At 54.3% G+C, this 26,711-nt stretch carries 19 protein-coding genes; 18 read left to right on the top strand and 1 reads right to left on the bottom strand.

Annotation, left to right across the window (positions count from 1 at the left end):
• Window positions 1-63: 63 nt before the first annotated feature.
• The 4 genes from TURPA_RS01690 to TURPA_RS01675 are packed head-to-tail and all read left to right on the top strand — an operon-like array spanning window position 64 to window position 2,760.
• The gene (locus TURPA_RS01690) at window positions 64-927 is read left to right on the top strand and encodes an MBL fold metallo-hydrolase (RefSeq protein ID WP_014801550.1); all 864 of its coding nucleotides are present in this window, start codon (window positions 64-66) and stop codon (window positions 925-927) included.
• A complete protein-coding gene (locus TURPA_RS01685; RefSeq protein WP_014801549.1) occupies window positions 924-1,751 on the top strand; it encodes an MlaE family ABC transporter permease in 828 nt (275 codons plus the stop codon). The genes TURPA_RS01690 and TURPA_RS01685 overlap by 4 nt, the downstream gene beginning before the upstream one ends.
• Window positions 1,748-2,359 carry a hypothetical protein gene (locus tag TURPA_RS01680; RefSeq protein WP_014801548.1) on the top strand — a complete coding sequence of 204 codons (612 nt, stop codon included), beginning with the start codon at window positions 1,748-1,750 and terminating at the stop codon, window positions 2,357-2,359. Before TURPA_RS01685 ends, TURPA_RS01680 begins: the two co-directional genes overlap by 4 nt.
• Before the next feature lie 59 nt (window positions 2,360-2,418).
• The gene (locus TURPA_RS01675; RefSeq protein ID WP_014801547.1) at window positions 2,419-2,760 is read left to right on the top strand and encodes a GIY-YIG nuclease family protein; all 342 of its coding nucleotides are present in this window, start codon (window positions 2,419-2,421) and stop codon (window positions 2,758-2,760) included.
• 212 nt (window positions 2,761-2,972) lie between these two features.
• On the opposite strand, the gene TURPA_RS01670 is transcribed toward TURPA_RS01675, so the two are convergent.
• Window positions 2,973-3,881 carry an esterase/lipase family protein gene (locus tag TURPA_RS01670; protein ID WP_014801546.1) on the bottom strand — a complete coding sequence of 303 codons (909 nt, stop codon included), beginning with the start codon at window positions 3,879-3,881 and terminating at the stop codon, window positions 2,973-2,975.
• Between the two features lie 543 nt (window positions 3,882-4,424).
• On the opposite strand from TURPA_RS01670, the gene TURPA_RS01665 reads away from it, so the two are divergent.
• The 14 genes from TURPA_RS01665 to gatA all read left to right on the top strand — a co-directional run bounded on the left by TURPA_RS01665 (window position 4,425) and on the right by gatA (window position 26,701).
• Window positions 4,425-4,718 (top strand): GIY-YIG nuclease family protein, encoded by a 294-nt coding sequence (locus tag TURPA_RS01665; RefSeq protein WP_014801545.1) that lies wholly within the window; start codon window positions 4,425-4,427, stop codon window positions 4,716-4,718.
• 504 nt (window positions 4,719-5,222) lie between these two features.
• The gene (locus TURPA_RS01660) at window positions 5,223-10,067 is read left to right on the top strand and encodes a beta strand repeat-containing protein (protein WP_014801544.1); all 4,845 of its coding nucleotides are present in this window, start codon (window positions 5,223-5,225) and stop codon (window positions 10,065-10,067) included.
• A gap of 561 nt (window positions 10,068-10,628) precedes the next feature.
• A complete protein-coding gene (locus TURPA_RS01655) occupies window positions 10,629-11,585 on the top strand; it encodes a hypothetical protein (protein ID WP_014801543.1) in 957 nt (318 codons plus the stop codon).
• Between the two features lie 64 nt (window positions 11,586-11,649).
• Window positions 11,650-12,624 (top strand): hypothetical protein, encoded by a 975-nt coding sequence (locus tag TURPA_RS01650; RefSeq protein WP_041948233.1) that lies wholly within the window; start codon window positions 11,650-11,652, stop codon window positions 12,622-12,624.
• Window positions 12,621-13,793 carry a hypothetical protein gene (locus TURPA_RS01645; protein WP_014801541.1) on the top strand — a complete coding sequence of 391 codons (1,173 nt, stop codon included), beginning with the start codon at window positions 12,621-12,623 and terminating at the stop codon, window positions 13,791-13,793. Before TURPA_RS01650 ends, TURPA_RS01645 begins: the two co-directional genes overlap by 4 nt.
• 56 nt (window positions 13,794-13,849) lie before the next feature.
• Window positions 13,850-14,947, top strand: a complete 1,098-nt coding sequence (locus TURPA_RS01640) for a hypothetical protein (protein ID WP_157210358.1) — start codon at window positions 13,850-13,852, stop codon at window positions 14,945-14,947.
• Window positions 14,947-19,080 carry a hypothetical protein gene (locus TURPA_RS01635; protein ID WP_014801539.1) on the top strand — a complete coding sequence of 1,378 codons (4,134 nt, stop codon included), beginning with the start codon at window positions 14,947-14,949 and terminating at the stop codon, window positions 19,078-19,080. Before TURPA_RS01640 ends, TURPA_RS01635 begins: the two co-directional genes overlap by 1 nt.
• Before the next feature lie 479 nt (window positions 19,081-19,559).
• Window positions 19,560-21,449, top strand: coding sequence for an LTA synthase family protein (locus TURPA_RS01630; RefSeq protein ID WP_041948231.1), 1,890 nt, complete (start codon window positions 19,560-19,562; stop codon window positions 21,447-21,449).
• Window positions 21,450-21,698: 249 nt separating this feature from the next.
• Window positions 21,699-22,652, top strand: a complete 954-nt coding sequence (gene mdh / locus TURPA_RS01625; RefSeq protein WP_041948230.1) for a malate dehydrogenase — start codon at window positions 21,699-21,701, stop codon at window positions 22,650-22,652.
• Window positions 22,653-22,720: 68 nt separating this feature from the next.
• Complete coding sequence (locus TURPA_RS01620; RefSeq protein ID WP_014801535.1) at window positions 22,721-23,794, top strand: Lsa36 family surface (lipo)protein; 1,074 nt, start codon at window positions 22,721-22,723, stop codon at window positions 23,792-23,794.
• Window positions 23,788-24,300 (top strand): hypothetical protein, encoded by a 513-nt coding sequence (locus tag TURPA_RS01615; protein WP_014801534.1) that lies wholly within the window; start codon window positions 23,788-23,790, stop codon window positions 24,298-24,300. The genes TURPA_RS01620 and TURPA_RS01615 overlap by 7 nt, the downstream gene beginning before the upstream one ends.
• Window positions 24,297-24,722 (top strand): hypothetical protein, encoded by a 426-nt coding sequence (locus TURPA_RS01610; RefSeq protein ID WP_014801533.1) that lies wholly within the window; start codon window positions 24,297-24,299, stop codon window positions 24,720-24,722. The genes TURPA_RS01615 and TURPA_RS01610 overlap by 4 nt, the downstream gene beginning before the upstream one ends.
• Window positions 24,723-24,779: 57 nt before the next feature.
• The gene (locus TURPA_RS01605) at window positions 24,780-25,205 is read left to right on the top strand and encodes a hypothetical protein (protein WP_014801532.1); all 426 of its coding nucleotides are present in this window, start codon (window positions 24,780-24,782) and stop codon (window positions 25,203-25,205) included.
• A gap of 62 nt (window positions 25,206-25,267) precedes the next feature.
• A complete protein-coding gene (gatA, locus tag TURPA_RS01600; RefSeq protein WP_014801531.1) occupies window positions 25,268-26,701 on the top strand; it encodes an Asp-tRNA(Asn)/Glu-tRNA(Gln) amidotransferase subunit GatA in 1,434 nt (477 codons plus the stop codon).
• The last annotated feature ends 10 nt before the right edge of the window (window positions 26,702-26,711 follow it).

The raw sequence follows: 26,711 nt of genomic DNA, 5'->3' as shown, positions 1-26,711 counted from the left end.
TCGCCGCCGGCGTAAGCACAGGGAATTGCTTGTCGTCTATAACTCAGAGGTAAGGTTGACCCGATGAAGATTCACCACCTGCAAACTGCAAGCTTCTGCCCGCACGGTGGCGCCCTTCTGCACGACCGTGGGCTTTTTGGCGGCCAGGCTCATATGCTCTGCCACTCACTGCTTGTTGAAACCAACAATGGGCTTGTGCTCGTCGACACAGGCTTTGGCACCGAAGACCTGATCGCGCCGAAAGAACGGTTAGGCGCCGCCTTTCTTGCCCTGATTAATCCTAATTTTGACCCGTCTCTTACTGCGGTGCGGCAAATAGAAGCACTGGGTTTCAAAGCGAGCGACGTGCGCCACATTATACCGACGCACCTCGACCTCGACCACGCGGGCGGCATGCCTGATTTTCCGAAAGCGAAGGTGCACATCTACGAAGACGAATACCTTGCGGCGATGAACCCGGCGACTCTCGGCGAGAAGCAGCGCTACCGCCAGGTACACTGGAGCCACGGGGCAGACTGGCAGCGCTATACACTCGAGGGTGAAACATGGTTTGGCTTTCCTGCGGTACGTTCGCTGACCGGTGCGGGCGACGATGAGATTCTGCTGATTCCCGTTACGGGGCATACGCGCGGCCACACGGCGATTGCGGTGAAATCGGGTGACAACTGGCTATTGCACTGCGGCGACGCGTATTTTCACAAAGGCCAGCTCGACCTCGAACACGAGCATTGCCCGATTGGGCTCGAAGTGTTTCAGCGCCTGATGGCGGTCGACGACGAAGCGCGCGTTGAAAACGTGCAGCGCCTCAGAAACCTGAAGCTGCATCGCGGCCACGAAGTTGAACTTTTCAGCGCGCACGACCGCGACGAGTTCGAGCGGCTTGCGGCGCGCAAAGCGGTTTCGACAGGCTCACCGCAGGCTTCATGACCGGCAATTTCTCAGATACAATACAGAGGTCGGTCAACGGCTTCTTTCAGCGTTATTTGCCGAACGCGGGCTTCACAAAGTTCTTGCTTGGCCTAAGCGATTATTACTGGTTTGGTCGTCAGGTTTTCATTTCGGCGACGCATCTCAGAGGCAAACACCTCGACACGTTTGTGCGCGTCGTGGCAAACCAGGTACGCTTTACCGGCGCGCAGGCATTGCCGATGCTTTCGATCATCGCGCTCTCAATCGGCGCGACGACGATTATTCAGGCGATCACCTTCTTGCCGAAACTGGGGCAAGACAACTTTATCGGCAATCTCTTGCGGCTCGTGATCGTGCGCGAAGTCGGCCCGCTGCTGACCGCGATTATTGTGCTCGCGCGCTCGGGCTCAGCGATCACCGCCGAAATGTGCACGCAGAAAATGCACCGCGAGATCGACTCGATGGAAATGATGGGCATTAATCCGCATCTCATCATGGTATTGCCGCGCCTGTTCGGAGGCGTCATCTCAGTCGTGCTGCTCATCATTTATTTCGACGTCATCGCGATCATGGGCGGCTATCTGATTTCGCTGATGTTCACGTCTTTTCCGTTTGTGACATTCGTCGACCACCTCGCGCGTTCGATCACCATGACCGACCTGATGGCGACTCTCATCAAGGCCATCGTCTCTGGCATGGTGATTCCGCTGACGTGCACGTACTATGGCTTTAAGCCCGAGTCGCTGTTCCAGATTCCGATTTATGTTTCGAAGGCCGTTATCCGTTCGCTCTTTGTCGTGTTTCTTTTGAATGCATTTCTATCGGTCTTGTTTTACCTATGAAATATCGCGGATTGCGTGTTTCTTCGCGCGCTCTTCGCGTGCTGCAGTCTGCCACCTTCATGTTATGTTTCATGCTGACCGCTGCGGGTAGCGTTCACGCAGCGCCGCCCGAAGCTGCACGCGCGCGTTTCGTGCCCGCCGACAGCGTGCAACCTGCTGCACCGCTGCAGATGGCGGCGATCGACTTTCTGTTGCCGGGCTATGGCATGTACCGGCACAATGAAACCGGTTATGCCGCGCTCTATTTCAGCAGCAATCTGGTAAACCTGGGTCTCATCTACGTCGCGTACCGCAACTGGCAGTTTTATGAATCGGCGTATGTCGCCGCAGAGCTGAGGCAGAGGTCAGAGCCCGACCCGTTGCAGTTTGCCGACCCGGCCGGCGGCAGCGATTATCTGTCGCTGCAAGATATCAAGAACCGCGCCGAACGCGGCCAACTCTTTTTCGCCGTGTCGATTGTTACCAACGTCGCGCTACGCTTCTTGAGCGCTACGCACACATGGTCTCTGGCCGACGCGGCAAAACGCCGCTCAGGCCCGCGCTATGAGATGTTTCCCGATGCCACAGGCGGCCTGCGTGCAGCCGGAATGTATAGCTTTTATTTTTGACTCACCGTGGTAAAAGTTTCTTGTCATGCTGAGCCCGTCGAAGCATGACTTGACGCCAGATGCCCCGGCGCAAACTATCAGTCTATATAGTAGAATGCGCTGATGGTTCATACTATACTGGCGTAACTCATGATGTTGAACGGCGAGTTGCCCTGCACAATGATTTTCAATCTGCGACAGGTTTTACCAGCACGCGCTTACCCGTCCGGTTGGTCTTCGCTCAGCAGTTCACTTCACCCGCTGAAGCCCTTGCAATGGAAAAGCGCATTAAGAAATGGCGTCGCGAGAAAAAGCTCGCGCTGATTGAGGGGCGGTTTGAAGATTTGCCAAAGCTGGCGAAAACGGCACGTCACCCTTCGACGAGCTCCGCAGACGTAGACCTGAAACAGGTCGCAAGATGACATGCCCCGAATTGTTTTCAGGTCACCCTTCGACAGGCTCAGGGTGACAAAACTTTTCTGTTTTGATACTTTGTCATGGTGAGCCTGTCGAACCATGACCTTCGTTAGCCACCCTTCGACAAGCTCAGGGTGACAAGATTTGTTTTTTCAATCACCCTTTGACAAGCTCTGGAGACAGAGACCCGAAACGGATCGCAGGGTGACAATATACGTTACTGATTGCTCTTCGCGTTCGACGCCATCGTCAGGTAATACTGGCGCACGTTGTACCAGGTTTCACCCATGTACGAAAAGTTGGTTGCCTGAATGTGGTCGACGCCCGTGGTGAAAATGCCATAAGACGGGCCGCCTTTCCAGGTGCCCCACTTCTGTGACGACAGCGGCACAACGCCGTCGTTAGTACCGCCCTGGCCGTTAAAGACACCCCCTGTCCAGGTGATCGGGTAGGCAAGGCCCATAATCGGGTGCTGAATCAGGTCGGGCAGCGTGATGTGCGAGCCATAAGAGTAATATTTCACCCCCGCCATGTTAGGGTTCGTGTTGTTGAGCGCATTGACATTGGCAACGGTGAGAGATGAAGTCATCGCGATCAGGTCTTGCTGCGTTTTGCCATAGATCACTTTCGACAAGACATTGATGACGATGTTGACCGATGGCTGCAACCACGAAGGTATAACAGCAAGTGCTATATCCGCCACGGGCGTACCGCGGTTCACCCCGTTGATGCTCGTAATTGTAGAAACTTTGGGCGCCATGCCGAGCGAGCTGGTCATATAGCGCGAAACGAGCGCACCCTGCGAGTGCGCGATAATGTGCACTTTGCTGTAGCCGTTCGCCGCGATCCACAGATTAATCTGGTTCTTCTGGTCATTCGCGCGGTTTTGCACCGACTGCATCGGGTTCGTGCCCGGCGTCAGCACCGCAGCGCCCTGCGAGCGCAGGTGTTCGTCCATGCCGCCCCAATACTTGATCAGGCCGCCGACGAGGCCCTTCGTGTCGTCAAAACCGAGCACACCGTGAGAGAGCACAATCGGGTAAGAACCCTGCAGAGGCTTTGTCGAGCTACCCGACCCGGCCCATGCAAACGAAACTGCTAATAAAGAGAGAACGATAAACTTCATGTTGGCTCCCACCACGCGTTACTGATTTTCAGGCGCTTTTCACGCGATTTCCCCAAAAACTGTACATAGATGTCATTTGTTCACTATGCAGTGCCAAAAAACTTGCCCTGCGACGGAGTCTCTGCCCGCAGAGCCTGTCGAGGGGGGGGATTCATGACGCAATTGTTATAAAACATTGATGTTTTGGGCGTCCCGGCTGCGCCGTCGGGCTCTTCGCCCCTGCGGGGCTGCGATCCCTGACGCGGTTGAAATACGTTGCCTTCGCGACCGCAGGTCTCGCGTTCGCGAGCACTTCTGAAGCAGAGACCTGCGGTCGCAGGCAACGCCGAGACTGCACCGCAGCCGCGCAGAGCACCTCGCTAAAGCGAGACTTCGTCGCACCAGCGCCATGATGGCATCGCGGCCAGCGGGCCCTCGAATTGACTGAACCTCAAAAATCATGCTTGCCCGAATCTGAAATTATCGTTGCCTGAAGCCGAAATTGTCGTTGCCTAAGACCAAAAATTTTCGTTGCCTGAGGCGCTCGAAGGCAACGAATCGACTATGCCCTGGGTGTACATACTTGAATGCCAAGACGGCTCTCTCTACACGGGTAGTACTTGGAACCTCGAAAAGCGCCTGGCTGAACACCAAGCCGGCCTCGGGGCCAAACATACACGCAAGCGGCTACCAGTAAAGTTGGTGTTTTGCGAATTTTCTGATCGCATTGACGTGGCCTATGCGCGAGAGAAGCAAATACAGGGATGGCGCCGCGAAAAAAAGCTGGCTTTGATCGCAGAAAAGCATGATACTTTGCCGAAATTGGCTGACACAAACCCAAAGCCGAAAGCGAAATGAAGGCCCGCTGGCTTCGAGCCCCTCAGCCAGCGCCGAAACTTCGCCATTGCCCTTGGTCCGAATTCTCCGTCGCCTGAGGTTAATGTTATCGTCGCCTGAGGTCAAAATTATCGTTGTCTGAGGTCAAAATTATCGTTGTCTGAGGTCAAAATTATCGTTGCCTGAGGTGCTCGAAGGCAACGGAAAGTTCGCGTCGCTGGCTTCGCGACCACAGGTCTCACCTTTGCGAGCACCTCAGCTAAACCGCTCCCTGAGGCGCTCGAAGGGAGCGCAAGAAATGCCACGTTGCCTTCGAGCACCTCAGGCAACGCCGCCCCCCGCCCCCCGTTTCCGCACCGCACTAAACAAATACACTCGTTCACTTTTTTTGGCACCGAAAACTTCTGGCGGCCATATAGTACTATGTAGGGTTGGCATGACCTCTGTCTTTGCGCGCGCTCAGCGTCGTGTAAGGCAAAAAGGCATCGTCATACCGAAAAGAAAAGGCCGTAAATGGAGACAACAATGAGCAAATTCAAGAGACACCTGAAGGCAGGTCTGTTACTCGTGGCAGCAGCAGCTTTCGCTCTCAATTGTGCAAGGTCATCAAAGACCAAATTCGCACAAAATATGGAAAACGACGCAGGCAAAGCCGCACCGACCTATGAAGAATGGGTGGCACTCGTCGGCCAAGAAAAAACTGATCAGCTCTATGCTGGTATCGGCCAAGACAGTCTCAATTTGCTGGCGTATGGTATTGGTGTCTCAAACCTCGTGCAACTCATAGAGCAAATCACCACAGGCTCAGGTGCAGCCGCCACTTCAAAATTTGTTGCCCTCATCGGCAACGACCTGATTGTCGGTACGGGACCGGGCGGGCGAACCGGTTTGGGTGCAATAATAACTCTTTATCTTATCAAGCAGGTTGATATTGAAATGACGACTACCATTTCTGCCAATGTCAACACTGCTGGTGGCGCGGTTCCTAGCGACCAAGATACAGTCGGCAATTTGGCCGCAATTATCAATACGCTCAATCCCGTTTCCGAAGTGCAAGCAAAGCTCGTTGATCTAATGGGTCCTGCTGGATTTGATTTGTCACGGAGTCTCGCAGTCGCAACAACTGAAACCCCCGCGAATCAACAGGCTTATGTTCAGCGACTCGCGAAAATTGTCGCGCACGTCCAGCCGGGCGTTTCATCGTGTGCACTGAAGCTTTGTCCCCTCTTGACTAACCTGTCGGCAGCTGATGTTACAAACAAGCTTGCACCCATGATCAAGGGCGTCTCGAACGCAAACAGGCTCGTCGAAATTATGGAGTCTACGTCGGACATTCAGAGAATGCGGGCATTGCTGAGTACGACGCCTGTCGGCGGATATTCAACAATCGCTGGCGTCACGGTTGCAAACGTTACAGCAAAGTTGGTTCCGGTAGTCAACGCCGTGAGCGATGGCACAAAAATGGGGTATCTGATCAACAACGTTACTAATACTGATACTCTGATTAATATCATGAACAACGTTCTCTCACCCACAAATCTTGGGAGTTTCTTGAATCTGGCTGAAGATGGTGCTACCTGGACAGGCCAGGTTTCGCCGGCTGAGACCTGGGGTGTTGGTCCGGGTGGCCCGGCATCCCGCGGTTTGCCGTTTAGCACTGCAGGTGCCGGTTTAACTCATACCTATACCGTGACTGGCGGCGCAGGAAATATTCCAGTCGGCGCTTTTACTATTGGTGGTGGCAGCGGCGGCACTAACTACCTGCCGGGAGTTACAGTCAGCGTGACCGGTTGTACCGTACAGCCGACCATTCACTTGAATGTTCTGGGCGGTATTATTCAGACAACTGGGCATTATGTCGTCTCCGCTGGTTCGGGTTGTGGTGCCGACGGTCCCAAGACCCTCACTGCCGTGACGCCAGCATCTTCAAAAACGACTGTGGCTCGCCTCGCAGATATTATCAACGGCGTTACCCCGGCGGCTTCTTATTACAAGGTCATGAACCTCGTCGATGGTGTCTCGAGCATGACCAAAATGGTTCAGCTCGTCCAAGATCTCAAAAATGCGAATGATGTTTATGATCTGCTCAATAACCTCGGCGGTACTGCTGGCGCCGCGACCTGCACGGTTGTTGACGGGTCTGACGATGTGACTGTCTCGGGTGGTGGTGGTACTATCACTGCGGGCACGATAAAGGCTTTTATCGTCGGCCAGCGTATTGCCTATATCTCAGTCGTCACACCTGGCGGGTCGTCAGGTATCAGCGCTGCCACGACCTTTGCTGTCAGCGGGTGCTCAGGCATGACCATCACCGCACAGTTCGCAGGTGGTGTCATTACCTCGATGCAAGTTAATAACGACATGAATAACCTTGTTCAGGTTGTAGAACTATTGAACCCAGCAAATGTACCTCGTCTCGTGCAAGTGATGGACGGACAGCGCACTTTTGATAATCTCAACGAGGCGTTCCAGGCTGATGCGTCGCTGACAACCACCTACTTGGGCAAATTACGCGTATTGATGCAGACGTTGTCACAAGCGCAAGAAGGGCCTCTCAAGGTCGGTGATTTGCTCAATGGCGTAACAAACACAGATAAGATTATCGACCTGATTTGGGGCGTTACGAATACGACGAATCTCGCGACGGTCATTAATGGCATCTTCAAACAATCAGAGATACCAGGTTGCTCAAATGGTGCTTCAAGTGATGCCGACGGCAATTCTGCAACGCAGGCCAGTGGCGCAGATTACCAATATAATCTTGGCGCTGCTAACACAACCGCTTCTGACGCGGGGTTGTGTGAAGCATCTGGCAACGGTGCTTTCTGGGGCGAACGCGATAGGGCTGTTTTGACTCTGGTTCATTTGGTCGAAAACGTGACCTCCTCCACAAAGCTCGTCACGATGATCGATAGCATAACCCCAGCGAAAATTATTGATTTAGTGAATCATGTGTCTACCTACTCTCAGCACAACGATGCGGATGTTCATGTGTATCCACGCGGTCCCGCAGGTGATGCGCTCAATACCGCAGCTCTCTCTGCCGGCGGCCGTCGCCTGGTCAAGATTGTGGAGAATACGACGACCATTTCTCAGCTGGTATTCGTAACCGAAAACGTGAGCTCAATTATCAGAATGTCGAAGCTCGTGTCATTCATGGCAATCGGCACGGCACCAGATAACGGGACAGGTAAGCTAGCGGTGCTCATCAACACAGTTACGGGCGCGAACGCATTTCTGCCAGGCACTGTTCCGGGGCGTGGTAATCCTTCGGGTAACGCAACCGGTATGGGCAAGATGGTCAACGTAATTGAGTTCATCTCAGGCGCGACCACGTCTGCAGCGATGGTGCAGCTCAAAAATCTTCTCAATGACGTCTTGGATATCAACAAGATGGCCGATCTCATCAATCAGACTGTTAGCTCATCAAATATTGTTGGGCTTCTCAATGGTGTTACGGACGTACGCTATGGCACATCGACTACCGATCTCGTCGCATTGATGAACAACCTGCCAAGGGGAGAGATTAGCAAGCTGGTATCTCTGATCGGGGCGATTGGGAGTGCTTACGAGACCCCGACGGCTACCTTCCCAGGGCCTGACCACGAGTTGATCGCTCAGCTCATGGCGACACACGCGACTCTTGGGACTGTCCCAGCAGTAGTCACGGCTACGCCGGCAAACGAAAATATAACCTGGGCTGGCCACGGTCTCGCCGTCGATCGCCTGGTCATATTTTCGAATGTGGGCGGCACGTTACCCGCGCCGCTGGTCTCCGGGCAGGCGTATTTCGTCGTGACGGTTGTAGATGCGAACAATATTCGTGTTGGCACCACGCGCGGCGGAGCAGTGATTGATATCACAACTGCTGGCACTGGCACGACGACAGCAAATGCAGGCGGTGTCACGTCGACCTCTGGTGTTGGTGTTGCTGATATGAACGCGCTGATTGGCTCGTTGGCGATGGCCGGGGGATCAGGTTATACTGGTTCTATCACCATTAGCGGCGCAACAACGACGGCTGGCGGTGGCAGTGGTGCCATTGCTCAAAGCATCGTCTCGCCCGCGCCATCCGGGACGACATTAACTCGTCTCACATTGACTGCTGGTGGCTCATTCACCGCGATGCCTACAGGTTTAACAATCGGCGGCACCTGCCCCGGCGCAGAGGCGCGGGTTGTAGGGGCCCGCATTGATGGCACTGCGAACTTTCAGGTTGTCGGGGTTTATTTGACGAATAATGGTACTGGTGGCTGCACGGCACCGACATTTACTTTTGTGCCCGCACCCGCCACAGCGCCGACCCTCACATATGCTACAGGCGGAATCATCGGCTTCAGCGTAACAAACGGGGGCACTGGCTACACAGATAGCTTCTTGATCTCGGGTGCACCCATGACTGGCAGTGGCGGTACAGGCGCCCAGGCTACAGCCCTTGTTGCCGGGCCCATAAACACCACGCCGGGCACGGGTCTCACGAACTTCAATGGCGGTTCGGGATACGTAAACGGCCAGGTTTGCCCGGTTATTGGTGCCGGTGGCAGCGGCGCAACATGTACCGTTCAGGTCACGGCTGGCGCGGTGACAGGATGTTCAGCCATCACGGGTGGGACCAGCTACATTGATAACCAGGTCGTTACCATCGGCGGCGGGGCCCAAGCTAAGGCAAACGTGAACGTCGGTACCGGTGCCATTACCAGCTTCACCATCACGAATAGCGGCTGTGGTTATACGCCCGGCACTATATCTGCGAGGCTTCTCTCTGGCGCAAATGAGTGCGCAACGGCAGGCAGCTATAATGCGACAGTATCTGCCGGCGGCGTTGTCACCGCTATCAACGAGGTCGTAGCAGCAACTGGCTGTCCGGTAAACCCCACCGTCATAATTGGTGATAGTCCGTATGCTGGCCACGGAGACAACGCAACGGCACTTGTAGGCCAAATAAATGGTGGCACTGTGGTAGCGCTGAGTCTATCAACACCTGCTGACAACTTGGCGCAGCTGCTTGCGAATACGGAGAAGGCGCCACTCTACAATGCGGCCACTTACGCCAGTACTTCGCCTAATATCTCGGCCCGCGAGGCAATGGTACGTCTGATAAAGGAAGGCGTAACATACATCAGTGCGGGCTGGCCGGCAGGTTACTTCAACTTTAGCGGAGTTGGTTCCGTATATATTGGGCGTAATATTCTTGGCAATCTCACCGGATCAAACAGCACAATGACGGTAATCAACCTGCTGGGAAGCGATACAACTGGCCTTCAAGAGTTTCCTGTCCTGATGGGTTGCGCTGACCGAGTTCAGACCGGCGGTGCTGCGGCGACGACCTTTTTCACCGGCTGCAGCACGCATACGCCAAATTTGTGGTAATCTTTGGGGGCGCGCATTCACTAATGCGTGCCCTCAGCCTCAAGAGTGTCTGGTGAAAAGGTCTTCTGTAGATTGTCCATGGGACAATGCAGGTCAGGTTCATTACCACGTCGAGCTCGTGTAGCCGCACTGAAACGCGGTTGCCATTATGGCTGAACATCTTGCGCGACGCAGAGAAGAATTTGAGCCTGGAATGTCTTGCCACCATTCGACAGGCACAGCGTGACAAAATGTGGCCGTCATTTCGTAACCGTTTGACGTGCGCTGGGCCATTGTCACCCTGTGACCGGTCTCGGGTCTCCGTCATCGGAGCTTGTCGAAGGGGCGAGAGTACAAAGACGTGACTTTTATTCAGCGCAAGCTTTTTGCGCTGTGAGGTAAGATGCATCAAGGTATGAGCCTTTCAGTCAGTATCTCAGCCAGCATCATGTTCGTCTGCGGGCTTTACCTTCTTGGTCTGGGCCTTTCGAAAATGCTTGCGGCGCGACGCATGCAAAAGGGCTCATAACTTTCTGCCAGAAGGTCGCGAACTTCGTAAATCAAACGTCCGATAATATAACAATGCGCCGGCGCAGACTTATCTGTTTCTCACTCTTGGCGCTTATCTGCGCTGCGCCCGTCGCAGCAGAAACCAGGTTGTCATTGGGCTATGGTATGCAGCTGAACTCGATGCTGAACAGCACACTGAATGACAATCTACAGAAGCAGGTTCTAAATTCAGGTGCTGCGCCGATTGTGGGGCAAAGTGCGGGCACCGATTATCGTTCAACCTGGAAGGGTGAAACCGGTGAGACACTTTCGGCATATCACCTGATCAGTTTGCCCGAGCTGCGAATCTCGTCTGACTTTAATGCAGGGCAGGCGAAGGTCGCCTTTTTCGGCGCGCTCAGCGGCATTGTGCCGCAGACATCTGCATACTATGCCGGCAGCTACCAGCTCAGCGAAGCGACAACTTGCAGCGGCGTGCAATATGCAACCTGCCCGCTGGCTGCGGTGAACTTTGTCAGCGCCTCGGGCAAGGCCACTTATGATTCTGAGATCCGCACGAATCTGCGCTTCTATGCAATCACAGTCGGTATGTCTTATACGAAAATTTTGGGGCCCGCCATCGGTGGTGAATTTGCGCTGGCGGGCGAGCTGGGCATCATGACGCAGGTCTATGCAGCGCGCACCGAGTTTTCGGTTAACCGCTGCACAACGGGTGGGTCGGTGCCATGTGCGCAGATTGCCGACGTGCGCGCGGTGCAGGGCGAGCTGACCACCGAATCGGTCTATGCGTTCGGGCCGGTTCTGGGCACAACGCTGCGTTACCAGCGGCCCGACACGCGCGTCTATTTTGAACTCGGCGCTTCGGCGGTGTTTCTGTTGATGCGCCTGCAGAACTCAGGCTACACGAACTTTGTCGGCGCCACGTCGGTCGCTTTCACGCAGAGTTCTCAGGCGTTGGGAGTTCAGAGCGAACAAGATACTTTCTCGATTTTGCCGTCTGTCACTGTGCGGTGCGGAATCAAACTATGAAGCAGGGCAAAGCTGTCGTCTTTTGTACTCTGTTGGCGTCTCATCTTGTATGGAGCGAGAGCCAGTGAAAAAGCTGTTCTTTTCGCTTGCTCTCTGCGCGCCGACGGCAACGGTGTTTGGCAACACCTGGGCCGGGGCTGCAACCGATGCCGTGGTGAATGAAAAGGGCGATAAATCCATCGGCCGGCCGGGCTACTTCAGTTTCTACCTCGGCGGCCGCGCGGCGATGCCGCTAGTTAGCGACCCAACGTCTTACGCGGCGGCCGAATCTTTTGCCAACACGCATATTCTCAGAACGCAAGAAATAATCTATAAGGGCACAGGCCCGGGTTTCGAAAATACATCCTCATCATTTCTGACGATGCCAACCATTCGCGCTGAGTGGGAGATACCCTTTGAGCGCATCCGCTTTTTGCCGAAATCGCCGTCTCTTTCTGCGTTGTTTTCGTTAGAGGGCGCGATGTCGCTGCGCTCGCAGGTATTAGACGCTGCGGGTAATTTTCGCTACCAGAACGCGCAGGCGCAGCATGTGGCGCTGACCGACGTGACGTATTCGGGGTCGCTCAGCGTTCGTGAGCGCCACCAGTATATTGCGCCGATGGTGGGGCTAGGTACCGAGCTCGGTAATCCGCAGGGCTGGCGGTTTATCGGTTCGCTGTCACTCGGCGTGGCCCTGCAAAATGGCCAGCGCGATTACGAGTTAAACCTTGCTCCGCAGCAGATCAGCGCGGGGGCATTTACTGACACATACACGATCACTGCAAGTGCGACAGAATCGTATGCCATGGCATTTTTGCTCGCGGGCAGGGCAGAGCTGGGCGTTCGCATGCGGCTCACCGCTAAGTTACACATGGCTCTGGTAGCTTCGTGTGCGGTGCACTATGGAGTTATTAACTACTCAGGTACCGGCATTTTCGCCGAGCGCGCCGGAGCGGCGGCTGACAAAAATATCTACCAAAAAGTAGTTTCAACCACAAGCGACGAAGTCTATTTGGGACTTGCCCCTGGCGTTTTTTTGGCACTCAGTCATGAACTATGAACATAATAAATAAACACGTGTTCACTAAGTTTCTCCGGTTTCTGTCGGCAGCCTTCGCTGCGTCCGTGGTGGTCTGCCTTGTTGCGCCTGCGGTGACGCACGCCCAAGAGGCTGGTACGATTCAGTTAAAGAAGAAAACTCTCAAAAAGCGTATCGACGCAAAGGGTAATCTTGTCACCGAAGAGGCGGCAGTCGAAGATCTCTATAACGAAACCAATATCGGCTCGATCACGCAGCTCGACCCGCGCGCCAACCGCGCTTTCTTTACGCACACCTGGTACATCAAGGCATCTACCACCGTGAATTATTTTAATCTCGGTTCTGAATTTCAGGGCGTGATCAAACAGATCGAAGGCGCCTTTGGCGGAGACACCCTGAACATGAAGGTATTAACCTTTAATTCAGATATTACCATGTCTACTGCGCAAAAAGTGCAGCGCGCGCCGACTCACTTTCTGCCAACGGGTAATCTTTCTCTTGGTTTCTATTTTGGTAAACACCAGGTTGAACTTGAGTTTGGTTTGGCGGGTCTCGTGCCGCTGAAAACAGTCGACCTCGACACCAAGATGACGCTGAACGAGACTTCGGGTGGTTGCACCGGCACCGATTGTCCTCTCGCAAAACTCGGCTTCGTCGACCCGACAAGCCGACGTGGCGAATACGATTTCAAAATGACCATGAACGAAGACGTGTGGATTCTCACACCTTCGATCGCGTACGATTATGTATTTCTCACGCGCAAATGGGGGCGCATGAGTGTCGGCGGCGCTGTCGGCGCAATGATTCTCTCGACTTCACAGCAGATTGCTTTCAAGGCGGTGCGCACCGACCCGGTGACTCCGGTGCCGCCATACGATGCGCTTGCATCGCGCGTGCTGCAGGGTACAGCCAACTCGACGAACGTCACCGACATCGGCCCGATCTTTCGTCTTCACCTCACATACCGGCCGCCGCCGTGGTCGAAATTCTTAAACACACAGACAGAATTTCGTATCGGGGCCAATTATGGCTTTGTTTATTTAAATCGCGATGTCGACGGCACTGGCCAGGCGATTCTCGGCGATACGCTCGTGGGGTCGTTTCCGCTCAGTTCGCTCGGTTTCAAAACGCAAGAAGTCAACAAGTTTGAAATGCTCGGTGGTTTCATTCAAGCGGGGATTGTGTTTTGAAAGTCATGCTTCGACAAGCACTGGGGGCGGAGACGCGAAGCACGTCACAGCATTTCGTGTGGCGCGCAGCGGTCGTTGTCGTTGTCACCCTGAGCCTGTCGAAGGGTGACATCTACGCGCAATCACTAAAACCTACAGAATCTGCGCCAGCAGATTCGTCGGTCACCACCGGCCCAATGGATTTTCCGGCGCCGGGTGAGGGTGCGGCGATCAGCAAAATGCCGAAGGTCGATGGGGCGCTCGCGCAGATGCGCAAGAAATACTTTTATCTCGGTGAGCTAACCTGGCGGGGTGGCATCGTGCTTGCTAAAGAAAGTTCTGACTGGGCAGAGACGCGCAAAACTTCTATTGAACAAGATATGTTTCGGCAGGCGAGCTCTTCGAACAGCTCGACAAACGTGCCGGTGCCGCTGCAGCAGAACGGTGCGATGAACTACGCCGTCGGTATTGAAGGCCTTTTGGGTGTGAACATCGACCAGTTGCCGGGGCTGCGCAACGCGAAATGGGCGAAAGACAAGAAATTTCTGCGCATTGGCTTTCATGCCTATATGGCGCCACTCTATAAGCAGACGGCGCAGACGCTTTCAGGTCCATTCGCCTATTATGACCCTGAGGCAACCTGTGCCAACTGTACTGCAACGCGTAGCTATGAGGGCAAGCTCACGGTTGATGAGAGCCTCTTGACTGTATCGCCCGGCATGAGCTTTTTCTACTGGTATGAGCGTGGCCTGTTTGACCGAAAGCTGATGCCTTATGGCGGTTTCGAGGTGGGCCTGTCGCTCGTCTATGGCAAGCGCAAGTACACGATTAACTCCTCACCTTTTTCAACGGTTGCAGGCGGCGATCAGGTCTTGTATACGCTTGAAGCGAACCTGCAAGAGAGTATTATCAACGATTTTGGTTTTCGTTTTATGCCGGCGATTGGTTTTCAGTACCACGTGACGAGCGGCCATTATCTTGATTTACGCATCGGCTACCAGTGGCAAGAATACAACGTGACGCTGAACCGCCGTGGCTCACTCACCGAAACCAAAAACACCAACGGCAATTTTGCCGTGACCTACAGTGAAGACTTTCTTGTCAAAACGCGTACCGCGCGGCTGTCGCAGAGTGGCATTGTCATTCTTTTGGGCTATACAGCGGGGTTATTTTAATGGTTCGGCTGCGCTCACCACAAGTGCGATTATTGACTCGCTTACGCTCGTCAATATTCGCGATTGCGCTGCTGCCAGTGCTTATTGCCTGCATTGGTAGGGCAACGCCGCCTGAGCAGGTGAAACTGACCCAGGCGCAGAACGAAGTGCTCGGCAAGTTTGCGCGCCGTGTCGGTGAAGCTGAGCTCAACATTTTACTCAGAAACCCAAACGACACCACGCTGCCGGGAATTCCCGTCGGCGATCTGCTATATATTCTTGCGAAAGTCAACGAAGATAAACTGATTACGTTGGTGAAGGGGATTGGCGCGACGTATACGCTTGAACTTATTCTCGCGATCAAACGCGTGGGTTGCACGCGTGCGAACACAGTGCCGGTTGCATCGGGTTATGGTTTTGATGCGCGATCCGTTGCCAACCTCAATGGTTGTACTTGGCAGCATTTTCATGTGCCCAATCTAATGGTGCAGCTACTCAATGGCGTCAGCAATCGAGGCCTACAGGTTTTGATTGATGGTATACGCCATAATTATCCCGAATATGGTTTGCCAGCTAATCAGGCGCTTCAGGTTTCTTGCGCAATTGCGACATGTCCAACGCTACACGTGGCACCTTATCTCGTTACCGTGGAGCACTATCGCTATCTCATGAAGCTGGCTTATGTCGTTGCAGCCTTCGACACACCGACGCTGACAGATGCAAATCTCAGCAGTGAAGCCCTAACTGGCCCACGAAAACTCTACGACCTTCTAAATTTGACCTATGATGGGCGCGACATGGTATTCCTCTTGGACTCATTTGATCGCAATGCATGTCCGGTGGGTGGGCAAGTCAACTCGAATTGCGTTTATGTCGACGCAGCCAATGTACTGACAACCTATGATGGCACCGGAGATCTGTGGACCGATATTGCGGTGAACACCTACCAATTGCAGGGCCTGCAGAATCTTTTGGCGATCCTCAGAGATGTCCAAGATACGTCCAAAATGGGGGTGCTAATCAATGGTCGCCGCACTCAGAATCCCGCTTCTCTGGCGATTCGGCTCGCAGAAGATGAAGCGCAAATCCGCTATTTCACGGACAGGCTAACCGTTGTTATCGAACATAGGGGTGGGGTGGGGCCATATTGTCCGGCCGGGGGGCCTTACGCACCGTTCATAGTCGATACCTCCTTAGCGGTCGCAGAACAGGATAAGCAATGTAATTTTCAAAACTTTACAGCGCCACAAGGCGGCAGTACAGAATGGAATAGCAAACTGGTTGGAACCATCAACGATGTCACCAACGTCAACAGGATGATGGATTTAATTTACCAGATTGACGATGGCTTCGATTCAGCGACACACATTGCCACAGCTACTTTCCCGAATCGTGGTATAGATAATCTCATGGTGCTGCTCAACAACATTAATCCCAACGCGGTACACCCAGGGCCGAGTACCAATAACGAACTGCGTACGGCTTCATATCTAATCGATAATGTGGCCCCAGACCCGGGGAACAACATCATAGCGAAACGCAACCGTATCTCTTACCTCGTGCAGTACCTAGGTACAACATACGATGTACTAAAAATGGCTTGCTACAACGCTGTGGCAGAAGGCGGCACTGCGGGCATGTCATGTTTCAAGCGAGGACTTGTTAATCAGGTTGCTAGCGGTTCAAAAACAGACGACGCGGCCTTGCCTGACCTTTCTGCCGCAGGTCAAAAATTGTCTAATCTAATCGGCTTCATCAGCGAGATTGAAGATATGCGATTCTTGATTAACAAAGTTGATATGACTCAACTCAGAGATATCATTGCCGGTCTTTTAATCAATAGTACTCAAAATACTGCTCTGCTCGTTAATCAAATTACTGGCAATGATTGCTGGGCTACGCCAACCAATTCGGCGGGGGCAGCACTGCCATTATCAGGCGTGACAGGTGCCGCAATAACACCAGGTCTCGGAACCGCATATTCAGGGCAAACAACTGTTACAATTCCGGGTGGCGGTACTGGGCGCGCTCTGGTCGACGCGAGTGGCCGTATAGGTGCAATCGTAATTCTTTCTGAGGGGTCTGGGTTAGCGCTTGGCTCAACTCCAGCGATTACCATCACTGATGCTGGCGGCGGAACAGGCAGCACTGCTACCGCCATCACTGGGCGATGTGTCTATAATCCCCCCAATGATTTTAGAGGGTTTCCTACTGCGACCTCGACTGGTGCTACTGGACTCGGTAAAATGGTCAATGTTATCAACCATATAACCGGTTCGCCCGGCACAATCGTCACGCTCATAAATGGCGTGACAGACGGAGATAAGCTAGGCGCACTCATAAATGGAGTAACGCGCTCGAGCAATTTAGTCGGCGTGGTGAACGGCACAGTTGATGCTTCACGAAACAACAATGCGAGCATAAATGACCTGATAAATCTATTGAATTCTCTTGCGCGCGAAGATGTTTACAAGATGGTCCACTTGATGGAGAACTTAGGCGATGCACGGGAAGTTGATGCGCTGGTCACAGTGCCGAGTATTGACCACGATATGATTGCCCAGCTGATGGCACCGTACAATTCGGCAGCCATCAATACCAGTTCAGGTATTGGCGTTGCGGCTTTGACTGAATTGGTTGCACAACTTCGGTATAATGGAGGCAACGCCGTAACAGCGGGTGCCGTAGCGATAGCTGGCGGAGGTGGTGCTGGTGCGACAGCAACATTTGGCACCACGACTGCAAACCAGGTCTCCGCAATCGAGCTGACTTCTTACGGCGCGGGATGTACGAGCGCGCCAACCGTGAATATTGCTGGGGTAGGTACGGGTGCTGCTGCAACGGCTATTTTTGATTCTTCTGCGCAGCAAGTTAGTCGTATTCGTATCGACAATGCCGGCAGCGGTTATACTGTAGCGCCTGCTGTCTCATTTACCGGAGGTTGTACAACCCAGCCCGTCGCAGCAGCGCGCGTTAATAGAATCGGGGCAGTCACGGTCACCAATGCCGGCAGCGGCTATGCAGCGAACCCCACTTGTACGGCAAGTGGCGTCAATGTTACGTGTCAGGCTAGCGGCAGTATTGCGGCGCCCCCTGGGGGATTATCCAGTTTCTACGGGGGCTCGGGCTACACAACTGGCGACGTTTGTCCAATTTCAGGTGCGGGTGGCTCAGGCGCAACTTGTACGGTGACGGCAACAGGTGGCGCCCTTACTGGTTGTTCAATAATTGGTAACGAGGTCGGGTATCCAGCCGGTGGTATAAATTACGGTCACGGTCGAATTGTCAAAATTGGCGGTCGGGCAGAGGCTGTGGCAACCATAACCGGTGGTGTTGTGACAGGCGTTACGATTACAAACGCCGGCTGTGGGTATCCGAATTTCCCCCTACCTGCGCCCGTAGTGGAAGTCGTGGGCTGTACTGGTGCGGCTCTGACTGCTACAGTCACGGCTGGCCGCATTACTGCAATTTCTGGTTTCCCAACGGGAACCGGCTGTCCGGTTGGGGCCAAAGTGGTGATAGGGGAAAATCCTTTCGTCTCGCATGCTGACGGTGCATCGGCGATAGTTAATCAATTAGTTAACGGGCGGCTGACTTTTGTTAGCGTCTCAGAGCCCTCGGTGAACGCCGCCCAGCTCATTCAGCTGATTGACCGCGATGCGACGGGCATCACTAGCACCGCTGGTGTTACCCGTGGTTATTCAATCACCTACAACGGCGCAACGCCGAACATTTCTGCCCGCGAAGCCATGGTGCGTCTGCTGCACCACGGTGTGACGATACCTGCCGCGAGCAGCAAGGGCTACTTCAGCGAAAACTTTGGTTTGGGCAGCGTTGTCGATATCGCCTCAGACGGCCTGACCGACAACCTCAAGTCAGGCGTAGCCCTGGGTGGCGCAGGCATTTGGACAAACGCTTATGCAGTGAATTTACCGGGTCTTGGTCCGCAGCACATCGCGGGTTCCATTCTGAACAATCTCAGCGGCGTCGCGCCGACGCAGACGCTGATCAACATGGTGAACACGAACACAATCGACCTGACAGATACGCTGCTCTTGCTCGGTTGCGGCGACAGGTCGACCTACAGCAATCTCACAGCTTCACCATTCTCGTGGCAGCAAATCTGCGCACAGATCGGCCCAGGGCTGTGGTAAAGGGAACGGACCAAGAGCCCACACGGTCATGCCCGCGCAGGCGGGCATCCACGCCCATGACGACATCAGCCTAAATTCCCGCTTGCGCGGGAATGACTTAATTAGTGCTATCTTTCCTCCGTGCGGCTCTGTGTCCTCCGCGGCTGATATTACCGAATGGTCATTACTCTGTGTATTGGTGATCAAAGCATTGCTAATTTCTTGACGAAGCGAACGGCCTTGCTTAAGTTCTGGTTATGGCATGCTCATGATTATCGCAACTGCAGTAACATTTGCCTTTGCTGCGTACTTATTTGCTGTTGGTCTCTCGAAGATGGTCGCACGTGAAGTTCGTAAACAAATTCCCAAGTGAACGAGCGGCTCCTCGTTGCATTGAGTATTGGCCTCGCAATCTGCCAGGGGCCATTGACGCCCCTCGGCTTGGTCTACCGGTAAATTCTTGACCGGCTGCCGTCGAAGCCCGGTCGACTTATCTTAATTTGCGTCTGCTCTATGCCTATCTGATCTTTGCCGCAATGCTGGTGCTCTCGCACTGCATTTTTCACATTCTGTTTCTGACGACCGCGGCCCCGCCAATTGCGTGGCTCGTGGCGCTGCGCTTTACTCTGGCCACCGTCGCGCCCGCGCTCTTCTTACCGGGGCTTGTGTACATCTTGTCGCCCAGCGGCGGCCGGGTACGCAAAATCGCGCTTTGGGTTTGCGGATTTATCACGTACTACGGCCTCACGATTGTCGTCGGCGATCTCGCCTATTATCGCCAGGCAGGCAAACACTCGACTGTTGAGCTGTTGCTCTATTACCAGAATTTCTTCGATGTCTCGCTGATGGCGCTGAAAGATTACACGTATGTTCCCCTGATCTACCTCGTTGCGGGCGTCGCATTCTTCTTTGGTTGGCGTGTGCTGGTGCGCAGCGAAAAGCAATTGCCTTCGGCGTCGGGTGGTGGCCGGCATTTCAGGCAGGCGGCCGTGGTGGCTGCTTTTGCTTTTCTTTCCCTGTTATTTACGCGCGGCGGTTTGCAGGGTAGGCCTGTTCGGCCTGCCGATGCGTTCGTGCACCTTTCGCAGGCGCACGGCGATTTTGCGCTAAACGGTATTTACACCTCGTTTTACTCGATGTTTAACCGCAGCAGCTTTCCCGTGATATCTGACGGCGAGAGTGTGGCGCGTGCGCGCAGCATTATCGCCGGTGATAACGAGCGTTTCATCAGCGACGCCCTACCTTTTTTGCGAGTTCAGCAAGGTTCACCTGCCATCAAAAAGAACGTCGTCTTTATTATTCTCGAATCGTGGTCGGCAAAACGGCTCGGGGTTTTTGGTGACAAGACAGGGGCGACACCTTTCTTCGATTCGCTCGCAGCGAGGGGCTGGTTTTTCACGAATGCCTATGCGACGGGTCGACGTTCGATTGCTTCGCTGCCATCGGCAATCAGCAGCATACCGACGCTTTTTGGTTCGCTGTACATAACGTCGCCCTTCGAGCAGAATTTTCAGCGCGGCATGGGCTCGGTATTCAAATCTGCCGGCTATTCGACCTCTTTCACCTATGCAGCCAGCGCCGGTTCAATGGGATTCAATGCGTTCGCCCGGCTTGCCGGTTTTGAAAACATTGTCACACGCGAAAGTTTCGCTGCAGACGCGCCGCACGACGGTGTCTGGGGCGTCTATGACCACGTCGCGTTCAGCCGCGTGCTCAGCGATATCGACGCCGCACCCAAACCATTCGTTTCTGTCATGTACACTCTGCATCCTCACCCGCCTTTTACTCTGCCTGCGGGCAATGCCTGGTATAACGAGACCATACCGCGCGCGAAATATTACAATGCGCTGCGTTACAGTGACCAGACGTTGCGGGAATTTTTCACCGCTGCCGAGAAAAAAATATGGTTTCGTGAAACCGTCTTTGTGCTTATGGCCGACCATGCGTTCGACGAAGCGCAGGGGCGCGATTCGTACCATATACCGTTGCTGATCTATTCACCCGGCTTCGTGACCCCGCGGCGTGACGCGCGTGTCGCGTCTGAACTCGACGTGCTACCGACGCTCGTGTCGCTTTTACAGTTACCAACCCTGCACGCCGCGATGGGTAAATCGCTGACAGCTAAAGGTGAACGTTTTGCCTTTATTGACATTGAACACGCGGGGGGATTCATCACCGAAAAAAACGGTGCGCTGCTGAGCGTTTTATTCGACACTGAGGGTTATAGCGGTCACTACAACATGAGCCAAGACGCGGCGTGGCAAAACCTGCTGCAGCCTGCACCGCTCGCCGCGGCAAAGCTGCAGGCTCTTAAAGACTACCTCGGCGTCATGGGCTATGCCATCGCAAAAAACCGCATAGCCCCTGCTAACCAGGCGGAAACTCGCTGATGCGCATTATCTTGCCCTTGCGAATTGCTAATCAGCGCAAATTCCTCCGCGAATCGAAACGATCCGCTATGCTAGGGGCGCAAAGCCGCCCGAATTTGCGCTGATTTGTCGCTCTTGGCGGCATCGCAATTCGCAACGCCAAGAAATTGCGCGGTGTGTATTAGGCTTCGCAAGTTTCCGCCTAGTTGGCCTGCGGGCTCAAAATTGCCCGATGGTTGACGTCGTGTCGAAATGGTAGCCTTAGACTATATGCAACACAAACGAGCAAAAATCGCGCTCATCGGCGCAGGACAAATCGGCGGCAACCTCGCCCTCATGGCGGTACAGAAGGGCCTTGGCGATGTCGTACTTTTCGACGTGGTAGAAGGCGTTCCGCAAGGTAAAGCCCTCGACCTTTACCAGTCAACACCCGTTGACGGTTATTCAAATACCCTGATCGGCACCAACTCTTATGACGATGTCAAAGACGCCGACCTCGTGATCATCACTGCGGGAATTCCCCGTAAGCCTGGCATGAGCCGCGACGACCTCTTGAACACCAACGCGAAGATCATGACCGACGTGGCGACGAACCTCAAGCGCGTTGCGCCTAACGCGTTCGTGATCGTGATTTCTAACCCGCTCGATGCGATGGTTTATTTGTTTCAGAAGGTTTCTGGCTTCGCGAAGAACAAGGTCATGGGTATGGCGGGCGTGCTCGACGCTGCGCGCTTTCGCACTTTTATCTCGATGGAAACCGGCGTGAGCGTGGCTGACATCAGCGCCTTTGTACTCGGTGGCCACGGCGACACCATGGTGCCGCTGCCACGCTACAGCTATGTCGGCGGCGTACCACTGCCTGATTACCCGGGCTTGACTCCCCAAAAAATTGAAGAGATGGTCGTGCGCACCCGTAACGGCGGCGGTGAAATCGTGGCTTTACTTAAGACTGGTTCTGCGTTCTTTGCACCGGCGGCTTCGGCGATTGCTATGGCCGAAAGCGTGCTGCGTGACCAGCGCCGTGTTTTTCCGGTGGCGGTTTACTGCGACGGCGAATACGGTTACAAAGACCTGCACATCGGCCTGCCTGTAATTCTCGGCAAAAACGGCGTTGAAAAAATCATTGAGATCAAACTGACAGCCGAAGAGAAGGCCGCCCTCGATAAGAGCGCCGAAGCGGTCGAAGGCCTAAAAGCCGACCTGAAGCGCCTGAACTTTATCTGAAAGTAAATAAGGAAGTGGCGTTCGCCACTTCCTTATTTACGCAGTAGCTGGCGCCGATAATGTAGAGTATGCGGCGGGTTTCCCTTGGGTTCTTGTTGCTCTCTGCGTTCGCGTCGGCAGAGCTTAAGGCCGAGACTGTCTGCGGCCCCGTGACCGTCAGCGCGACCTCAGGTGCGCCTTTTCAGACAGAAATCGAAAACGAGGTCTGTTCGCAGATCAATTCAAAATTTCAAACCGGCAACCTCTCTTCGGTGTTAGGGTATATGGCGCGCGCATACGCTGTCGCGGCGCAGGGCCGGGTTGCCGATTATGGCTCGAACATGCAGGTTTTTTCATTCGGTGCCGCGACCACGCTCGCCGTGAGCAACATTTCTGTGCCGACGGGCTATGGTGACCTTGAAGCCCTGGGCAAACGCCTCAGCGCGCAGACGGTGCCCGATGTGGGCACAGGGTTTTCGGCGACGGCGACGCTCGGCATCAGCCTAAAGACAACGACTCTTCGAAAAAGGGGTTGGTTTGATCCGAAGAACCTGAATATCTACGCTTCATTCTTTTTGCTGCCTTCAGTCAGCTACCAGTCTTACAGCATCGACGCGCTTTCGGGCAGTCTCTACCTACAATATAAGTTGCTGCAACCCCGCAAAGTGCCGTTTGCGCTCGTGACCTGGGGTGGCTTGGATATCGGGCTCGGCTACACGTACTCCACAACAAAGTTTAAAGTAGAGAGTACCGAAAAACTCGCGACGATCAACTTCACGAGCAACGGCAAGAACATCGTCTACGAGCCGACGGGCTCGCTGAGTCTCGCGTACACGACGCACGTGATTCCGCTTGAAGTGTCGACGAACGTATCATTGCTCTATTTCTTGTCGCTCGTCGTTGGCGCGGCTGCTGATTTTCACGTGCTGACAAATGCCGAACTTGCCGCGAACGTCTCGGGCGCGGTAAAGGTCGATGGCACATCGACGGCGGGCGACTATGCGCGCTTCAACACAACAGAAACCGGCAAGGTTAGCGGCGTGGGTTTTCGCATGTTTGCCGGGCCGCAGTTCAATATCTGGAAAATGCGGCTTTTCACTCTCGCTCATATGACCAGCGATTCGACCTATGGCGTTACCCTGGGGGCGCGTTTTTCATGGTGAGGATTTTTACCGGTTTCGCGCTGCTCGCCGCACTGCAATGTGGCCGGCCCTTTGTCATGAAGCCGCAGACCACGAACCACCCGATTATGGTGGGTGAAATTCGGCAGATCGGCGGTGAGAGGGTGCCCGTCGACGCGGCACGCAAGTTTGATTTCTCGACAGAGATTGAAATTCTCGACACGCCGACGGCAAACTCATTCGACTGGTACATTCACCAGCAGCACAAGCTCGACCACAGGCTCGCCGCCGCCACTCTGCTCGGCGCGCGTGACTGCCGCATCAGCGAAGTCAAATTCGGCAGCTACGTTTTTATGGGTGTCTTATTCTATCTCGACAAAGACTGGATTCGCGTATCGGGCTATACGGGCTCAAAGCTCACGCGCGACCCTGAGCGTTCTTATTATCTGACACCCGTGACAGTCAATCCTTCAAAAGCAGTTCGGGGTGATCGGCCAAAGCCAGGCCGCCTCAAGAAAGAAAAGCGTGCAGGTCGCAAACGCCGATGAGAAACGTGTCTTGGGTAATCCTCATTTTACTCGTGCTGCACTGCGCGGGCAGCCGGCATACCGTTTCTCTGAACGACATGCAATATGCCGTGTCGATGTCGCCGCAGATCTATGGCTCTGACGGTAAGATTAAAGCGAACGGTGCGGGCGTTGACATTATCGGCGATATTGAAGTGACGAGGCGCTATTGGTCGCTGGTGTACAGTTTTGTGCCGATCGGCGATACGAAGAAGCAGGTAGCCGATTTCAATCAGGTGATTGCGACGCGTGGGGCGCACGGCGTCGTGAACTTTGAGATCGAGAACGAAGGCTGCGATATGAATAATTTCGCCTATGTGATTGCCCCGGCTGTATTGCCGTTTTTTCCCGGTTGCAGCAAGATTACCTTCAGGGGTAAGCTCGTGCGCGAAAGCGGGCGTTAATGTTTGCTTTTGCAGACCGAATTGACAGCCACCGCCGCTGCTGTGGCTTGCTTCTGCATGGCCAAGTCTACCGCTAAGAAATCTACAAAGACAAAAAAAGCCGCTCCAGGCTCTGGCAAGCGCAACAGGGCAACGAAGGTCAAGACCGCTAAAGACGCGCGCAGGGTTATCAGCGACAGGCGGTATGAGGCGCGTAAACTCGTGACCCGGCTGACATTTATCGGCTTTTCATTCGATATCAGCTTTTTGCAACTGCCCGGCAGCATTTTCGTGCCGCAGCTGAATGCCCTGCTCGTCGACCAGTCGGCGGGCGGCTGCTCGCTCGTGTTTATGCGCGCTAACCCGCTGACCGCAAACCTGATCGTCGGCAACACCTGTATCATTCAGATTGAACCCGAACGCGTGCTCAAGGCGTCGATTCGCTGGGTAAAAGAACTCGACGGCAAGCTCGTGAATGCAGGCTTTGAATTCGAAGCCGGTTGATGATCGCCTCATCAACCGGCCCAATGCTTTACGGTGGGTCTTAATTCGTAAGACTCGTTCTTATGCTGTCTGACCTCTCGCGCGATCTGGTTTCGCGTAAAATATCGCCCGTTGAGCTCTTAAACGATACGCTGACCCGCATCGACAAACATGACGGCACCATTCGCGCGTTCATCGAGGTTGAACGCGATCTGGCGCAAAAGGCTGCGGCCGCGTCGGCAGAGCGCCATGCGCAGGGTAAAGCGCTCTCGCCTTACGACGGTATACCGATCGGCGTGAAAGACAATATAGTGACGGCCGGGCGGGTGACGCAGTGTGCCTCGAAAATTCTCGACGGTTATGTGTCGCCTTTTTCGGCAACTGTGATCGAAAAGCTGCAGGCACTCGGGTTTGTAACAATGGGCCGCCTCAATATGGACGAATTCGCGATGGGCTCGTCGACAGAAAATTCGGCGTTTCAAATGACGCGCAACCCTTTCGATACCGAGCGCGCACCCGGTGGTTCGTCGGGTGGTTCGGCTGCTGCGGTTGCGGCAGGCTTCTTGCCGGTTGCGCTCGGTTCAGATACCGGCGGTTCTATTCGTCAACCTGCGGCGTTCTGCGGTCTTGCGGGCCTTAAGCCCACCTATGGCACTGTCTCCCGTTTTGGTCTGGTTGCTTTCGCATCGAGCCTCGACCAGATCGGCCCGCTCGCGCACACTGTCAGCGATGTGGAGATAATCCACAATGCAATTAAAGGGCACGACCCGAAAGATTCGACCTCGATGCCCGATTCTGCATACCAGAAATGGTCTGGCTCGCTCAGTGACGTGACACTCGGCATCGACGAGAGCATGCTCGAGGGACTATCACCCGAGGTACGTGCATCGTTCGACAAGACGCTGGCATTTCTCAAAGGCAAGGTAAAGGCTGTTAAAAAAGTTCAGCTTGTGAACCAGAAATATGGTATCCCTGTTTATTACCTGACCGCAACGAGCGAAGCTTCGGCGAACCTGTCGCGCTTCGACGGCATTCGTTATGGCCACCGAGCCGCGAACGCAAAGAATCTGAACGAAGTTTATGAGCGTTCGCGCACCGAAGGTTTCGGCCCCGAAGTGAAACGCCGTATTTTGCTCGGCACTTACGCCCTTTCGAGTGGATATTATGATGCTTTCTATGGAAAGGCACAGGCTGTGCGCGCGCTGATTCAGAAAGACTACGCCGACGCATTTTCTGAGGTCGATGCGATTCTGATGCCGTGCACTCCGTCGCCGGCGTTTAAGCTCGGTGAAAAAACTTCAAACCCCGTACAAATGTACCTCTCAGACGTGCTGACCGTTGGCGCGAGTCTCGCTGGCATACCCGCTTTGTCGGTTCCCGGGCCGGCTGATGGTGACGGGGCTCTCAGCCTCCCGATTGGCATGCAGCTGCAGGGGCCGAACTTTTCTGAAGACCGGCTCTTTGCGCTCGGGCGCGCCATCGAGGCTGAGTTTCCGCAGAAACGAGCGGTACTCTAAACAAAATAAA

Origin of the sequence: Turneriella parva DSM 21527 (genome assembly GCF_000266885.1) — a bacterium.
GTDB lineage: Bacteria > Spirochaetota > Leptospiria > Turneriellales > Turneriellaceae > Turneriella > Turneriella parva.
The sequence above is the reverse complement of the archived record's forward strand: the minus strand, read 5'-3'. Positions and strand labels throughout refer to the sequence as shown.

What these genes read in the sequence shown, in the direction of transcription:
- TURPA_RS01690 (WP_014801550.1), top strand. Translation starts at nt 64, where the DNA reads ATGAAGATTCACCACCTGCAAACTGCAAGCTTCTGCCCGCACGGTGGC.
- TURPA_RS01685 (WP_014801549.1), top strand. Translation starts at nt 924, where the DNA reads ATGACCGGCAATTTCTCAGATACAATACAGAGGTCGGTCAACGGCTTC.
- TURPA_RS01680 (WP_014801548.1), top strand. Translation starts at nt 1,748, where the DNA reads ATGAAATATCGCGGATTGCGTGTTTCTTCGCGCGCTCTTCGCGTGCTG.
- TURPA_RS01675 (WP_014801547.1), top strand. Translation starts at nt 2,419, where the DNA reads ATGCCCCGGCGCAAACTATCAGTCTATATAGTAGAATGCGCTGATGGT.
- TURPA_RS01670 (WP_014801546.1), bottom strand. Translation starts at nt 3,881, where the DNA reads ATGAAGTTTATCGTTCTCTCTTTATTAGCAGTTTCGTTTGCATGGGCC.
- TURPA_RS01665 (WP_014801545.1), top strand. Translation starts at nt 4,425, where the DNA reads ATGCCCTGGGTGTACATACTTGAATGCCAAGACGGCTCTCTCTACACG.
- TURPA_RS01660 (WP_014801544.1), top strand. Translation starts at nt 5,223, where the DNA reads ATGAGCAAATTCAAGAGACACCTGAAGGCAGGTCTGTTACTCGTGGCA.
- TURPA_RS01655 (WP_014801543.1), top strand. Translation starts at nt 10,629, where the DNA reads ATGCGCCGGCGCAGACTTATCTGTTTCTCACTCTTGGCGCTTATCTGC.
- TURPA_RS01645 (WP_014801541.1), top strand. Translation starts at nt 12,621, where the DNA reads ATGAACATAATAAATAAACACGTGTTCACTAAGTTTCTCCGGTTTCTG.
- TURPA_RS01635 (WP_014801539.1), top strand. Translation starts at nt 14,947, where the DNA reads ATGGTTCGGCTGCGCTCACCACAAGTGCGATTATTGACTCGCTTACGC.
- mdh (WP_041948230.1), top strand. Translation starts at nt 21,699, where the DNA reads ATGCAACACAAACGAGCAAAAATCGCGCTCATCGGCGCAGGACAAATC.
- TURPA_RS01620 (WP_014801535.1), top strand. Translation starts at nt 22,721, where the DNA reads ATGCGGCGGGTTTCCCTTGGGTTCTTGTTGCTCTCTGCGTTCGCGTCG.
- TURPA_RS01615 (WP_014801534.1), top strand. Translation starts at nt 23,788, where the DNA reads ATGGTGAGGATTTTTACCGGTTTCGCGCTGCTCGCCGCACTGCAATGT.
- TURPA_RS01610 (WP_014801533.1), top strand. Translation starts at nt 24,297, where the DNA reads ATGAGAAACGTGTCTTGGGTAATCCTCATTTTACTCGTGCTGCACTGC.
- TURPA_RS01605 (WP_014801532.1), top strand. Translation starts at nt 24,780, where the DNA reads ATGGCCAAGTCTACCGCTAAGAAATCTACAAAGACAAAAAAAGCCGCT.
- gatA (WP_014801531.1), top strand. Translation starts at nt 25,268, where the DNA reads ATGCTGTCTGACCTCTCGCGCGATCTGGTTTCGCGTAAAATATCGCCC.